Origin of the sequence: Mitsuaria sp. CC2 (assembly GCF_048957715.1) — a bacterium.
Taxonomy (GTDB): Bacteria; Pseudomonadota; Gammaproteobacteria; order Burkholderiales; family Burkholderiaceae_C; genus Roseateles.
In genome coordinates this window covers 1-13,725 of sequence record NZ_JARVXN010000040.1, presented here as the reverse complement: position 1 = coordinate 13,725, position 13,725 = coordinate 1, and the positions used below count along the sequence as shown (strand labels likewise).

The 13,725-nt window shown below is 68.0% G+C and carries 12 protein-coding genes; 10 read left to right on the top strand and 2 right to left on the bottom strand.

The genetic code is table 11. The features are described 5' to 3' along the window. Window positions 1-35: 35 nt before the first annotated feature. Window positions 36-1,217 carry a malonyl-CoA decarboxylase domain-containing protein gene (locus tag PV762_RS25465; RefSeq protein ID WP_421037801.1) on the bottom strand — a complete coding sequence of 394 codons (1,182 nt, stop codon included), beginning with the start codon at window positions 1,215-1,217 and terminating at the stop codon, window positions 36-38. 330 nt (window positions 1,218-1,547) lie between these two features. On the opposite strand from PV762_RS25465, the gene PV762_RS25460 reads away from it, so the two are divergent. From PV762_RS25460 to PV762_RS25420, 9 genes are all read left to right on the top strand, one after another. Next, window positions 1,548-3,092: a sigma-54 interaction domain-containing protein gene (locus PV762_RS25460; RefSeq protein ID WP_421037800.1), complete on the top strand. Its 1,545-nt coding sequence runs from the start codon at window positions 1,548-1,550 to the stop codon at window positions 3,090-3,092. Between the two features lie 172 nt (window positions 3,093-3,264). Beyond that, window positions 3,265-4,890, top strand: a complete 1,626-nt coding sequence (locus tag PV762_RS25455; RefSeq protein ID WP_421037799.1) for a methyl-accepting chemotaxis protein — start codon at window positions 3,265-3,267, stop codon at window positions 4,888-4,890. Window positions 4,891-5,190: 300 nt separating this feature from the next. Then, window positions 5,191-6,393: a substrate-binding domain-containing protein gene (locus tag PV762_RS25450; protein WP_421037798.1), complete on the top strand. Its 1,203-nt coding sequence runs from the start codon at window positions 5,191-5,193 to the stop codon at window positions 6,391-6,393. Between the two features lie 61 nt (window positions 6,394-6,454). Then, window positions 6,455-7,705: a hypothetical protein gene (locus PV762_RS25445; protein ID WP_421037797.1), complete on the top strand. Its 1,251-nt coding sequence runs from the start codon at window positions 6,455-6,457 to the stop codon at window positions 7,703-7,705. Next, window positions 7,705-8,460: an ABC transporter ATP-binding protein gene (locus tag PV762_RS25440; RefSeq protein WP_421037796.1), complete on the top strand. Its 756-nt coding sequence runs from the start codon at window positions 7,705-7,707 to the stop codon at window positions 8,458-8,460. The genes PV762_RS25445 and PV762_RS25440 overlap by 1 nt, the downstream gene beginning before the upstream one ends. Continuing rightward, window positions 8,457-9,218, top strand: coding sequence for an ABC transporter ATP-binding protein (locus PV762_RS25435; protein ID WP_421037795.1), 762 nt, complete (start codon window positions 8,457-8,459; stop codon window positions 9,216-9,218). Before PV762_RS25440 ends, PV762_RS25435 begins: the two co-directional genes overlap by 4 nt. 29 nt (window positions 9,219-9,247) lie before the next feature. Beyond that, a complete protein-coding gene (locus PV762_RS25430; protein ID WP_421037794.1) occupies window positions 9,248-10,282 on the top strand; it encodes a branched-chain amino acid ABC transporter permease in 1,035 nt (344 codons plus the stop codon). A 16-nt stretch (window positions 10,283-10,298) separates the two neighbouring features. Then, complete coding sequence (locus PV762_RS25425; RefSeq protein WP_421037793.1) at window positions 10,299-11,384, top strand: branched-chain amino acid ABC transporter permease; 1,086 nt, start codon at window positions 10,299-10,301, stop codon at window positions 11,382-11,384. Next, window positions 11,378-12,226: an alpha/beta fold hydrolase gene (locus PV762_RS25420; RefSeq protein ID WP_421037839.1), complete on the top strand. Its 849-nt coding sequence runs from the start codon at window positions 11,378-11,380 to the stop codon at window positions 12,224-12,226. The genes PV762_RS25425 and PV762_RS25420 overlap by 7 nt, the downstream gene beginning before the upstream one ends. 299 nt (window positions 12,227-12,525) lie before the next feature. Here PV762_RS25420 and PV762_RS25415 read toward each other — a convergent pair whose 3' ends face one another. Continuing rightward, window positions 12,526-12,957, bottom strand: a complete 432-nt coding sequence (locus PV762_RS25415) for a response regulator (protein ID WP_331613201.1) — start codon at window positions 12,955-12,957, stop codon at window positions 12,526-12,528. Between the two features lie 477 nt (window positions 12,958-13,434). On the opposite strand from PV762_RS25415, the gene PV762_RS25410 reads away from it, so the two are divergent. Continuing rightward, the coding region (locus PV762_RS25410) for an ATP-binding cassette domain-containing protein (protein ID WP_421037792.1) at window positions 13,435-13,725 on the top strand (291 nt) is incomplete at its 3' end.

Below are 13,725 nucleotides of genomic sequence, written 5' to 3'. Positions count from 1 at the left end.
GGTGGGAACAAGGGTGGAAGGATGATCGGAAGGGGTCAGAGCAGACCGCCGACGGCGCGCGCCGTCGCGATCTCCCCCTGGGTGAAAGCTTCGTGGTGTTCCTCGATGCGGTCGAGGTCGTAGAGGTAATTGACCATCATCCCGTGCGACTGTTTCAGGCCCTTGGCCGAACGGTCGCCGCCGGGGTTGAGTCGTTCAAGACGGGCGCCGTTGTCCAGGTGGAAACGCGCGACGGGATCGCCGCCCGGCAGCGGCGTCTGGCCGATCAGATAGACGGCGGCCAGACGTCGCAGATCCGCCTGCAGCGTCTGATCCTCGAGGGCGGCCGGGCTGGCGAGTCCGGCCGGCGTGTGGTGCCGGAGTCGGTCCAGCGCTTCCGCCGCGCGCGTCCGCTGTGCCGGCTTCAGGCCGGCGAGCCGGTCGAGCCCGGTGCCCGCCGCGGCGGCATCCTCCGCCGTCCGCATCCGCTGCAGCCAGGCGGCGAAGCCCGGGATCGGCGACAGCGTGCAGAACAGCTTCAGCCGCGGCAGTTCGCGCCGCAAGTGTTCAGCCACGCGCTTGATCAGGAAGTTGCCCAGCGAGACCCCGCGCAGGCCCGGCTCGCAGTTGCTGATGGAATAGAAGACGGCGGCCTTGAAGCTGTTCGGCGGCATCGCCTCGCTGCGCTTGCCGATCAGGGGCGCGATCGCGTCCGGCATGTCGGGCAGCAGCGCGATCTCCACGAAGATCAGCGGCTCGTCGGGCAGCTGCGGATGGAAGAACGCGAACAGCCGCCGGTCCGGCAGCAGCCGGCGCCGCAGGTCGTCCCAGCCGTCGATCGCGTGCACCGCCTCGTGGTGGATGATCTGCTCCAGCAGGTGCGCGGGCGAGTGCCAGTCGACCTGCCGCATCTCCAGGAAGCCCGGGTTGAACCACGAGGACAGCAGGTGCAGCAGGTCGGCGTCCACCATGCGCCAGTCCGGGTGCGAGGCCAGACCGTCCAGCAGGCGCCGGCGCATCCGTACCAGCGTTCCCGTGCCGCCGGGCGCGCGGTTCAGGCGGCGGAACAGCTCCTGCCGCGGCGGCTCGCCCAGTTCGGTCAACCGGCGCAGCGTCTCGGTCCCGGGCGCGTCGGCATAGGCCTGCGCGGCCTGCAGCACGGCCGCGGGCTCCGGATTGAAATCGGCGGCCAGCTTGTCGAACACGGCCGGCCAGGCGTCCGCCGGCAGCGCGCCCATCCGCCCGATCAGCTCGCCTGGCCGCGCTCCGACAGCAGCTTGTGCGCCAGCGACAGCACCCGCGTTGCCGCGCGCGCCGAAGTCCAGGAATCCACGATGGCCATGAGGGCGGTTTATAGCCGGATCGCCTCTCGCGCGGCTCGAAGTCCGCCTCGGGGATTCCCCGGGGCGTTCGTCTCACCGGACGGCCTTCGCACCGCGAAGCGGCTGCTACATTGGGCCGCATCAGATCCGGGGCGGCGCCGCGCGACGGCCGTTCGACCTCGGACACCCTTCCGCCCAGCGGAGGGCCGGGACGAACGTCCAGGAAGAATGCCCAGGAGACCAGGCATGAACGACATTCCCCAGGATGCCGAGGCCGTGCTGCGGCTGGCGGCGCAGTCCATGTTCGATGTGCTGGCCAGCACCGCCCAGGGCGCGATGGTCGTCAACCGCGAGCACCGTGTCGTCTGGATCAGCGAAGGCTACAAGCGCTTCCTGCCCGCGCTCGGCTTCCGCGACGAATCCGAATTCGTCGGACGCCGCGTCGAGGAGGTCGTCCCCAACACCTTGATGGCCCAGGTCATCGATACCGGCCAGCCCATCCTCGTGGACCTGCTGACCAACAAGGCGGGGACCTTCCTCGTCAGCCGGCTGCCCTTGCGCGGTCCCGGCGGCGACGTCATCGGCGCGATGGGCATGGTCCTGCTGGACCATCCCGAGACGACGATGCAGCCCTTGATGAACAAGTTCGCCTGCCTCCAGGCCGAGCTGGACGACACGCGCCGCCAGCTCGCGGCCGAACAGTCCCGCAACCGTCGCGCCAAGCACCGGATCGTCGACTTCGTCGGATCCAGCGCCGCTGCCGTCGAGGTCAAGCGCCATGCGCGACGCGTCGCGCAGACGGAGGCCACCGTGCTGCTGCTCGGCGAAACCGGCACCGGCAAGGAACTGCTCGCGCATGCGATCCATGCCGCCTCGCGCCGCGCGGCACGGCCGCTCGTGTCCGTCAACATCGCCGCCGTGCCCGAGACCCTCCTGGAAGCCGAGTTCTTCGGCGTCGCGCCCGGTGCCTACACCGGTGCGGATCGCAAGGGCCGTGACGGCAAGTTCAAGCTGGCCGACGGCGGCACGCTCTTCCTCGACGAGATCGGCGACATGCCGCCGGCGCTCCAGGCCAAGCTCCTGCGGGTGCTGCAGGAGCAGGAACTGGAGCCGCTGGGCAGCAACGAGGTCGTCAAGGTCAACGTCCGCGTGATCGCGGCGACCAGCCGGGACCTGGCGGCGATGGTGCAGCGTGGCGAGTTCCGCGCCGACCTGTTCTACCGGCTGAACGTCCTCCCGATCCGTCTGCCGGCGCTGCGCGAGCGTGGCGAGGACATCGGGACGCTGGTCGACGTGCTCCTGGAGGATATTGCGAGGCGCAGTGGTCTCGCGCCCAAGGTGCTGAGCGCCGCGGCGCTGAAGGCCCTGGAAGGCAAGACCTGGCCCGGCAACGTCCGCGAGTTGCGCAACGCGTTGGAGCAGGCCTTCCTCATGAGCGACGACGACGAGCTGCTGCCGGGACATTTCGGTCTCCATGATGCCGCGCCCGCAGTGCTCAAACCGGTCACAGCGAGCGATGCGGACGTTGCGGGGGCCGGTGCCCCTCCGAGCGACCTTCCGAGCATGCGCAGGAATGGGAGCGAGGAGGGGTACCGGCTCCCGCAACGTGTGCTCGGTGCATCAACCACGGAGACCCTGCCCGCCCGCAAGGCCGAGCTGGAGCGCGCCGCCATCGCCCAGGCGCTCCGCAGCACCAACGGCAATCGCGTGGCCGCCGCGCGGCTGCTGGCGATTTCCCGGGCGACGCTTTACGAGAAGCTTGCGAAGTACCCCGAGCTGACCGCTGCCTGACGCGTACGGTAGAAAACGGTTCGCACGAGAGGGGCCACATCCTCACGTTTGAGCCGTGTTCATGGGCTTCTTCGAGGGTTCGGGGGGCTTGTCCCGCGGTGTGCGGCATGCGCATATTCGAGGTCAGGGCAGATGACGAGGACCGGCTGCACCGGCCCGCCCAGGAGATTTCATGAACACGCTCACCACGACCGCGACCGGATTCCCTGCGGACGCGCCTTCTGGCGCCCGGACGAGTTCGAAGACGACGGCCCCCCGGGCCTGGACGCTGGCCACCAAGCTGCGCGTGGCGGTGCTGGCCGCGGTGGTCGGCTTCGTCGTACTGGTGATGTGGCTGAGCCACCGCTCCGCGATGAGCCTGCTGGACGTCAAGATGATCACGACGGTCGAGCAGGTGAAGAACGCCGAGCAGATCGCCAAGCGGCACTTCGACAAGATCGGCGCCGGCGGCCTCACCGAGGCCGACGCGAAGAAGCAGGCCGCCGCCGAGATCGGCAAGATCCGCTACTCGGGCAACGAGTACATCTGGATCAACGACATGACCCCCAGGATGGTCATGCACCCGATCAAGCCGGAGCTCAACGACAAGGACCTCTCCGGCAACAAGGACCCCAACGGCCTGAAGCTGTTCGTTGCCTTCGTCGACACGGTCAAGGCGCAGGGCAGCGGTTTCGTCGACTACCTCTGGCCCAAGCCGGGCGCCAAGGATCCGGAGCCCAAGCGGTCCTACGTCGCCGGCTTCAAGCCATGGGGCTGGGTGATCGGATCGGGCGTTTACATCGACGACGTGTCCGGCATCGCGCGTCGCGACGCGACGATCGCGCTGGTGCTGGTGATCGCCGTGGGCATCGCCGCGTTGATCGCGGTTGAGTGGTTCGCGCGCGGCCTCAAGCGCCGGCTCAACCAGATGCGCGAGGTGGTCGAAGCCGTGGCCAACGGCGACCTGCGTGCTCAGGTGGTCGGCGGGCAGGGCGCGGGCAACGACGAGATCGGCCAGGTGCTGACGCAGGTCGCGGCCATGCAGGCTCGCCTCAGCGATCTGGTGCGCGCCATCCGCGACGCCACGGACTCCATCCAGCATGCCTCGCGCGAAGTCGCGATGGGCAGTCAGGACCTCTCGCAACGCAGCGAGCAGGCGGCGTCCAGCCTGCAGCAGACGGCCGCGTCCATGCATGAGCTGACGCAGCAGGTCACGCATTCCGCGCAGGCGGCTCACCAGACGAATCAGTTGGCCATCGGCGCGGCCGATCGCGCCAAGCTCGGCGCCGATGTCATGGGTGAGGTCGTTCAGACCATGGACGGCATCGCCGGCGCCAGCCGCAAGATCGCCGACATCATCTCCGTCATCGACGGCGTGGCTTTCCAGACCAACATCCTCGCCTTGAATGCGGCGGTCGAAGCGGCCCGGGCGGGGGAGCAGGGACGAGGTTTCGCGGTCGTCGCTTCTGAAGTTCGGGCGCTCGCGCAGCGCAGCGCCAATGCGGCCAAGGAGATCAAGGCGCTGATCAACGACTCGGTCACGCGTGTCGACGCGGGCGGCGCGCAGGTCGGCCGTGCCGGCGAGGCGATGGGGCAGATCCTGCAGTCCGTGCAGCAGGTCAGCGGCACGGTCGCCGAGATCAGCCAATCGAGCGCGGGTCAGTCTGACGGCCTTGCCCAGATCAACCAGGCCGTGAAGCACCTGGACGACATGACGCAACAGAACGCGGCGCTGGTCGAAGAGACCGCCGCCGCCGCCGAATCGCTGCAACAGCAGGCCCGCCTGCTCAACGAGCACGTCGCCACCTTCCGCACCTGAAGCGCTGTCCGATGTCTGGACATTGACCGGATTCCAGACACTCTTCTGCTTCTCGCCGTACGCCGCTGTCTCGATTCCGGACAGCGGCGTCGTCGTTTCTGGAGCCCGGTCTTCAGCGGCCTCGCCAAAAAACGGGGTCAGCGAGCGTGGGTGGGGCCGGAATGACTCTGGGGGTTCCCGGAGGGACGCCCCCTGAGTCGTGGAGAGCCCGCGCCTGGCCTGCCGACGTCGGCACGGACCTTGCGGTGGGGCAACGCTGAGACCGGCGCACGACCGGTCCGCCCACAGGAGACAAGTTCCATGACCCATGGCTTCATCCGCGCCGCGACTGGCGCGGTTCTGGCGCTGTCCGCCGTCTTGGGCATGAGCGCCACCGCGCTCGCGCAGGGCAAGGAAATCCGCATCGCCCACGTCTACAGCCGTACCGGCCCGTTGGAGGCTTACGGCAAGCAGACGCAGACTGGCTTCCTCATGGGTCTGGACTATGCGACCGGCGGCACGATGACCGTGGCGGGCCGCAAGCTGGTCGTCCTCGAGAAGGACGATCAGGGCAAGCCCGACGTCGGCAAGAGCCAGTTGGCCGCGGCCTACGGCGACGACAAGGCGGACATCGCCGTCGGCCCTTCGTCGTCGGGTGTCGCGCTCGCGTTGCTGCCTGTGGCCGAGGAGTACAAGAAGATCCTGCTGGTCGAGCCGGCCGTTGCAGACTCGATCACCGGCGACAAGTGGAACAAGTACATCTTCCGGACCGGCCGCAACAGCTCGCAGGATGCGATCTCCAATGCGGTGGCGCTCGACAAGCCGGGCACGGTCATCGCCACGCTGGCGCAGGACTACGCCTTCGGACGCGACGGCGTGAAGGCCTTCAAGGATGCGATCAAGAAGGCCAAGGTCGTCCATGAGGAATACCTGCCCACGACGACGACCGACTTCACCGCCGGCGCGCAGCGGCTGATCGACCGGCTCAAGGACCAGCCAGGCCGGAAGGTCATCTTCATCATCTGGGCCGGCGCGGGCAACCCGTTCAAGATCGCCGACCTCGATCTCAAGCGCTACGGCATCGAGATCGCCACCGGCGGCAACATCCTGCCGGCGATGGCCGCATACAAGGCGCTGCCCGGCATGGAGGGCGCGACCTACTACTACTTCGGCATCCCGAAGAACCCGGTCAATGAGTGGCTGGTGGCCAACCACTACAAGCAGTTCAAGACGCCGCCCGACTTCTTCACCGCCGGCGGCATGAGCGCGGCGATCGCAGTCGTCGAGGCGCTCAAGAAGACCGGCGGAGATACCGCGACCCACAAGCTCATCAAGGCCATGGAAGGCATGAGCTTCGAGACCCCCAAGGGCCGCATGACCTTCCGGCCCGAGGACCACCAGGCGATGCAGTCGATGTACCACTTCAAGATCAAGGTGGATCCAGCCTTCGCCTGGGGCGTGCGCGAGCTGGTGCGCGAGATCAAGCCCGAGGAGATGACCATCCCCGTTCGCAACAAGCGTTGAGCGCCCGACGTGGCGCGTTGAGCGCCCCGCTGAAGGTCCATCGACATCCAGGAGGTTTCCAATGAAGTCGTCCGTTGTCCGATTCCTCGTCTCCGCCACGTTGGCATTCGCGGGCGCCGCGCAGGCGGCCGTGCCGCTGCCGTCGCTCAACATCGACAAGACCCAGATCACCGTGTCGGGCCTGTCCTCGGGCGGCTTCATGGCCAACCAGCTCGGTTACGCGCATTCCTCGACGTTCAAGGGCGTCGGCGTCTTCGCCGCCGGGCCCTATAGCTGCGCCGGCCACAGCAACTACACCGCCTGCATGTACAACGCGACGATCTCGTCGTCCGCGCTGAACACGATGCAGGCCGACCTCAACAACTGGAGCGGCACGGCGATCGATGCCAAGAGCAACGTCGCCGCGCAGAAGGTCTTCCTGTTCGTCGGCCTGAGCGACACGACCGTCGGGCCCAATCCGATGAACGCGGTGCAGACGCAATACCTCAACAACGGCGTCGCGGCGGCCAATCTCGAATACGTCCAGCGCAGCGGCACCGCCCATGTGCTGCCGACCGACTTCGACGCCGCCGGCAACAACAGCTGCGGCAGCAGCGCGTCGCCCTACATCGCGAACTGCGGCTACGACGGCGCGAAGGCGGTGCTCACGAAGTTGTACGGCAGCTTGAGCGCGCGCAACAACAGCCCCGCCGCGGCCAACTACATCGAGTTCGACCAGACCGCGTTCAGCACCAATCCCGGCTTGGCTTCGACCGGCTGGGCCTACGTGCCCGCCAACTGCGCGGCCGGTCAGGTCTGCAAGCTGCACGTCGCGCTGCACGGCTGCCAGCAGAACTACGCCACCATCGGTGACAAATTCGTGAGGAACACCGGTTTCTCGCGCTGGGCCGACACGAACAGCATCGTCGTGCTGTTCCCGCAGACCAAGGTCGACAACACCTCGCGCTCGACCGCCGCCAGCGGCCTGCTGCCCAACCCGAACGGTTGCTGGGACTGGGTCGGCTGGTACGGCTCCAACTTCGCGCAGAAGGCCGGCACGCAGATAGTCGCGATCAAGGCGATGGTGGACAAGGTGGCCGGCGGCACGACCGGCAACCCGGGCGATCCCGGTGATCCCGGCGACCCGGGCACGCCCGCGACCTGCTTCACCTCGTCCAACTACACCCACTCCATCTCGGGCCGCGCCTACGCGCTCTACGGCATCACCTACGCCAACGGCTCCAACCAGGCGATGGGTCTGTGGAACATCTTCGTCACCACGACGCTGAAGCAGACCGCGCCCAACTACTACGTGATCGGCACCTGTCCCTGATGCTCGAAACCCGCGACCTCACCATCCGATTCGGGGGCCACACGGCCGTGGACCGCGTCAGCGCTGTGTTCCACCCCGGCACGTTGACAGCCATCGTCGGACCCAACGGCGCCGGCAAGACGACCTACTTCAACCTGATCTCGGGACAGTTGGGCGCGAGCGCCGGCCGCGTGCTGCTGGACGGCGAGGACCTCACGCGTCTGGCCGCGCCGCTGCGCACGCGGCGGGGGCTGGGTCGCGCTTTCCAGCTGACGCAGCTGTTCCCGAGCCTGAGCGTGCTCGAGAACGTGCGGCTGGCCGTGCAGTCGCGCCGCGGCGAGGGCCTGCGGATGTGGTCGGTGTGGTTGAACCACCGGGAGCTGCTCGACGAAGCGCGCGCGATCGTCGAGCGCGTCCGGCTCAGTCATCGTGTCGATGCTCCGGCCGCGAGCCTGCCGCACGGCGACCAGCGCAAGCTGGAGGTCGCGATGCTGATGGCGCTTAAGCCGAAGGTCTACCTGTTCGACGAGCCCACCGCGGGCATGAGCGTCGACGAGGTGCCGGTGATCCTGGACCTGATACGTGCGTTGAAGGCGGAAGGGACCCACACCCTCCTGCTGGTCGAGCACAAGATGGACGTGGTGAGGGAACTGGCCGACCGCATCGTCGTGCTGCACAACGGGCAGCTCGTCGCGGACGGGGAGCCCGAGGCGGTGATCGCCTCGCCGGTCGTGCAGAACGCCTATCTGGGGCTGGCGATGCCGGAGGCCGCATGAATGCGTCGACGGCAAGGACGCTGCTGCGTCTCGAAGGCGTGCACACGCACATCGGGGCGTATCACATCCTGCACGGCGTCGATCTGGATGTCGTCGAGGGCGAGGTCACGATGCTGCTGGGCCGCAACGGCGCCGGCAAGACGACGACGCTGCGCACGGTGATGGGGCTGTGGCGCGCGAGCGCGGGCCGCGTGCTGTTCGACGGACGCGAGATCCAGACCGCGCCGACGCCGGAGATCGCGCGCCTGGACATCGCCTACGTGCCCGAGAACATGGGCATCTTCGGCGACCTGACGGTGCGCGAGAACCTGCTGCTGGCGGCGCGCGGTGCGCACTCGCTCGACGATCTCGACACTGCGCGGCTGGACTGGCTGTTCGGCCTGTTCCCCGCGCTGCGCAAGTTCTGGCTGTACCCGGCCGGCAAGCTGAGCGGCGGCCAGAAGCAGATGCTGGCGATCGCGCGCGCGATGGTGGAACCGCGCCGGCTGCTGCTGATCGACGAGCCGACCAAGGGACTGGCGCCGGCGATCATCCGCAACCTCATCGACGCGCTCGGCGAGATCAAGCGCGGCCGCGACGGCGCGCGCACGACGGTGCTGCTGGTCGAGCAGAACTTCATGGTCGCCCGCGCGCTGGGCGACGGCGTCGCCGTCATGGACGACGGCCGCGTCGCGCACGCCGGACGCATGGCCGACCTCGTCGACGACGAGGCGCTGCAACAGCGGCTGCTCGGACTGTCCCTGGCGGCACATCAATGAGCGGAAATGACACGATGAGGACCGCTGCAATGCCCAAGCCCGTGCACGGCTCGACGGACGGTGCGGAGCCGGTGCCCCGCGCGCGCTTCGACGCCATCCCGCTGGCGCTGGTCCTCGCGCTGGCGCTGGCGGCGCTGCCGCTGATCGGGTCCATGTCGAGCTGGGCGACCTTGACGATCGCCGGCTTGGCGATGGGATTGATCGTCTTCGTCATCGCCTCGGGCCTGACGCTGGTCTTCGGCCTGATGGACGTGCTGAACTTCGGCCATGGCGTGTTCATCGCGCTGGGCGCCTTCGTCGCGACGACGGTGATGGGTGCGATGAACACCTACGGGGGCTTCGTGTCGAGTCCGTCGCTCACGGTCAATCTCGGCGCGGTGGCCGTGGCGGCGCTCGCAGGCATCGTGAGCGCGGCGGCCCTGGGCCTGGTCTTCGAACGGGTGCTGGTGCGGCCCGTCTACGGCATGCATCTGAAACAGATCCTGATCACGATGGGCGGCATGATCATCGGCGAGGAGCTGATCAAGCTGGTCTGGGGCCCGCAGATGATCCCGCTGCAGCCGCCGGAGTCGCTGCGCGGCGCGCTCGTCGTCGGCGACGTGGCGGTCGAGAAGTTCCGGCTGCTCGCCGTCGTCGTCGGTCTCGCGGTGTTCGTCGGACTGCTGTGGCTGCTCAACCGGACCAAGCTCGGCCTGCTGATCCGCGCGGGCGTGCAGGACCGGGAGATGGTCGAGAGCCTCGGTTATCGCATCCGGCGGCTGTTCGTGGCGGTCTTCGTCGCCGGGTCCGGCCTGGCGGGCCTGGGCGGCGTGCTGTGGGGGCTCTACCAGCAGAGTGTCACCCCGCAGATCGGCGCGCAGGTCAACACGCTGATCTTCATCGTGATCATCATCGGCGGGCTGGGCTCGACGCTGGGCTGCTTCGTCGGCGCGCTGCTGGTCGGGCTGATGGCCAACTACTGCGGCTTCCTCGCGCCCAAGGCGGCGCTGTTCTCCAACATCGGGCTGATGGTCGCCGTGCTGCTGTGGCGGCCGCAGGGCCTCTATCCGGTCGGCCACCGTTGAGCGGAGCGACGTTGCCATGCGCCTGATCCCCTCCCTGCTCCGGTCCGTGCTGTCGCACGACCTGCCCCGCAGCCGCGTGCTGGCGGCGCTGCTGCTGATCACCGTGCTCGGGCTGGCGCTCGCGCCGTTCGTGTTCCCGGGCACCAAGGCGCTGAACGTCGCGGCCAAGATCCTCGTCTTCATCGTGCTCGTCAGCAGCTACGACCTGCTGCTCGGCTACACCGGTATCGTGAGCTTCGCGCACACCATGTTCTTCGGCATCGGGGCCTACGGCGTCGCCATCGCGAGCTCGCGGATGGCGCCGGGCTTCACGGCGCTGGCGGTCGGCATCGGCGGCGCGCTGGCGGTGTCGCTGCTGCTGGCGCTCGTCATCGGGCTGTTCTCGCTGCGCGTGAAGGCGATCTTCTTCGCGATGATCACGCTGGCCGTCGCGGCGGCGTTCCAGGGTCTGGCTTCGCAGCTGTCCGACTTCACCGGCGGGGAGGACGGGCTCAACTTCCGGCTCCCGGAGCTGCTCTCGCCGTCGACGGAGTTCCTTGAGGAGCCTGTGCTCGGCGTTGTCATCGACGGTCGGCTGTTGACCTACTACCTGCTGTTCGTCGTCGCCGTGATGCTGGTGCTGGCGCTGCTGCGCATCGTCAACTCGCCGTTCGGCCGCGTGCTGCAGGCCATCCGCGACAACGACTTCCGCGCCGAGGCGCTCGGCTACCGGCTGGTGACCTACCGCACCTTGTCGACGCTGCTGGCGGCCGTCTTCGCGACGCTGGCCGGGGCGCTGCTGGCGATCTGGCTGCGCTACAACGGGCCGGACACGTCGCTGTCCTTCGAGATCATGCTGGACCTCCTGCTGATCGTCGTGATCGGCGGCATGGGCACGATCTACGGCGCGGTGATCGGCAGCGCGCTGTTCGTGCTGGCGCAGAGCTACCTGCAGGACCTGATGCGCATTGGCGCGTCGGCGGTGGAGGGCGTGCCGGTGCTGTCGCAGCTGATCGCGCCGGAGCGCTGGCTGCTGTGGTTGGGCGTGCTGTTCGTGCTGGCCGTGTACCACTTCCCGAACGGACTGGTCGGGCGCCTGCGGCAGGCGAGGAGGGGATCGTGAAGTCGATATCGAACTACCTGCGCTGTGAAGGCCGCGAGATCCATTTCCAAACCTGGGGCGAGCCGGGCGCCGAGCCGGTGATCGCCTGGCACGGTTTGGCGCGCACGGGGCGAGACATGGACGAGTTGGCGGCGCATCTCGCGGGGACGGGGCGCTACTTCGTGGTGTGTCCGGATACCCTCGGACGGGGGCTGTCGCAATGGAGTCCGCATCCGGACAACGAGTACTGCCTGGCGTTCTACGTGAAGCTGGCGGTGGCGCTCGTCGATCAGCTAGGGCTGTCGGAATTCAAATGGGTCGGCACGTCGATGGGCGGCGCGATCGGCCTGCTGGCCGCGGCGACCTCGCTGCGAGGGCGCATCCGTCGGCTGGTGCTCAACGACATCGGTCCCGAACTCGCGGAACCGGCGATCCAGCGCATCCGCAGCTACGCGGGGTCGCCATCGGCGTTCGATACGGTGTCGGAGCTGGAACAGTACTTCCGCCAGATCTACCAGCCCTACGGGTGGATGAGCGACGCGCAATGGCGTCGGTTGACGGAGAGCTCGGTGCGTCGGCTGCCCGACGGGCGAGTGACGCCGCATTACGACCCGGCGATGGTGCGCCAGTTCTTCGTCCATCCGGACGATTACGAGCGCTGGACGGAGTGGGACTCGCTGAGCCTGCCGGTGCTCTGCCTGCGTGGCGAAACGTCGGATCTTCTGCTGCCGGAGACGGCCGACGCGATGCGCGTGCGCGGTCCGCGGGCGGAGGTGGTGACGATCCCGCGCTGCGGCCACGCTCCGGCGCTCAACGTGCCGGAGCACTTCGCGGTCGTACAGCGGTTTCTTGAAGGGGCGTGAAGCCCGTGTTGCGTCACGGCGCTCATCGCTTGATCAGCCAGCCCAGCCCGTGCGAAGTCCGTCCACTTAGAAGACATCGAACGCCTGCTTCAGTTGGTGTTGATGCTCCGGGTCGCACGCCTCAGGCACCCGGACATCGGATGCGGAAGGAAAGTGGAGCACGCACACCGCGCTCGACGCCAGTGCCGCGACGGGGGATTCGCGGAAGCTGTGCTCGCCGTCAAAGACCCTCGAAATAACGAGTGCCCCACCCGTTGTGGCGACGCCTCGTCCCTCGTCGGAGGGATCCCTCGCGGGGGTCAGTCGTTGAGCTGCGGCAGATCCAGCCAGCGCGCCAGCCGGCGACGCAGCGTCAGGAAGTCGAGCGGCTTGGTCAGGTGCTCGTCCATGCCCGCCTTCAGGCTGTCGGCCACGTCGCTGTCCAGCGCGTGCGCGGTCAGCGCCAGGATCGGGAAGCGCGGCAGACGCCCCTGCGCCTGCTGCTCCCGCAGCCGGCGCGCGCATTCCAGGCCGTCCATGCCCGGCATCTGGATGTCCATGAGCACCAGGCTGGGGGCGGCCTGCTCGCACAGGTCCAGCGCTTCCTGGCCGTTGCGCGCGAGCTGCGTCTTCAGGCCCATCAGCGCCAGGAACTCCAGCGCGACGACCTGGTTGATCGGGTTGTCCTCGACCAGCAGCACGAAGGGCTCGCCGGGCGCCGGACGCTGGCCGGAGACGGAAGGGTCGGTCATCGTGGACGGGGGGGCGGGCTTGGAGGACGCGTCCGAGGTCATCAAGACCAGGGTGGTCTCGGAACTTCCGGAAAAGGGATGGCCGTCGTTTCTGTCCATGTCGCTTGTCGTCCCCGACCCGGGCAGGAGGGGGATATGCCCTAGAAAAGTCGTCCGCCGTACGGGTGAAACCGGGCGCCGGTGTTGTTTGGCGACGACGGGGTCCATTGTTGCCGCACCCCACGAAGACTAGCAAGTGTGCGGAAGTCATCAATCGGAGGCCTTGACAAGAGGTAGGCAAAGGCTTCCTGAGCGGTCGCTGGCTTGCAATTGCTTACCACTGTGTCGTGGCGGGCGCCACGGACGACGATCGGCGGTCTCGCAGCGGGCGTCCGCCGCCCGTTCGCCCACTCGTCGACCGCTGCTGCCAATCCGGGGTCCGGCGCTCCCTAAAATCATCGCCCACTGCCTTTTTCGAGGCGCGAGAGCCGACACCACATGTCCGATTCCGATATCCGCATCCGGGGCGCCCGCCAGCACAACCTCAAGAACCTCGACCTGGACATCCGCACCGGGGAGCTGACGGTGGTGACCGGGCCCAGCGGGTCGGGCAAGTCCAGCCTGGTCTTCGACACGCTGTATGCCGAAGGCCAGCGCCGCTACGTCGAGACCTTCTCCGCCTACGCGCGCCAGTTCCTGGACCGCATGGACCGCCCGGCGGTCGACAAGGTGGAGGGTGTGCCCCCCGCCATCGCGATCGACCAGACCAACCCGGTCCGCACCAGCCGC

Excerpts from the sequence above, each read along its gene's own strand:
- PV762_RS25465 (WP_421037801.1), bottom strand. The coding sequence starts at position 1,217 with ATGGGCGCGCTGCCGGCGGACGCCTGGCCGGCCGTGTTCGACAAGCTG.
- PV762_RS25460 (WP_421037800.1), top strand. The coding sequence starts at position 1,548 with ATGAACGACATTCCCCAGGATGCCGAGGCCGTGCTGCGGCTGGCGGCG.
- PV762_RS25455 (WP_421037799.1), top strand. The coding sequence starts at position 3,265 with ATGAACACGCTCACCACGACCGCGACCGGATTCCCTGCGGACGCGCCT.
- PV762_RS25450 (WP_421037798.1), top strand. The coding sequence starts at position 5,191 with ATGACCCATGGCTTCATCCGCGCCGCGACTGGCGCGGTTCTGGCGCTG.
- PV762_RS25445 (WP_421037797.1), top strand. The coding sequence starts at position 6,455 with ATGAAGTCGTCCGTTGTCCGATTCCTCGTCTCCGCCACGTTGGCATTC.
- PV762_RS25440 (WP_421037796.1), top strand. The coding sequence starts at position 7,705 with ATGCTCGAAACCCGCGACCTCACCATCCGATTCGGGGGCCACACGGCC.
- PV762_RS25435 (WP_421037795.1), top strand. The coding sequence starts at position 8,457 with ATGAATGCGTCGACGGCAAGGACGCTGCTGCGTCTCGAAGGCGTGCAC.
- PV762_RS25430 (WP_421037794.1), top strand. The coding sequence starts at position 9,248 with ATGCCCAAGCCCGTGCACGGCTCGACGGACGGTGCGGAGCCGGTGCCC.
- PV762_RS25425 (WP_421037793.1), top strand. The coding sequence starts at position 10,299 with ATGCGCCTGATCCCCTCCCTGCTCCGGTCCGTGCTGTCGCACGACCTG.
- PV762_RS25415 (WP_331613201.1), bottom strand. The coding sequence starts at position 12,957 with ATGACCGACCCTTCCGTCTCCGGCCAGCGTCCGGCGCCCGGCGAGCCC.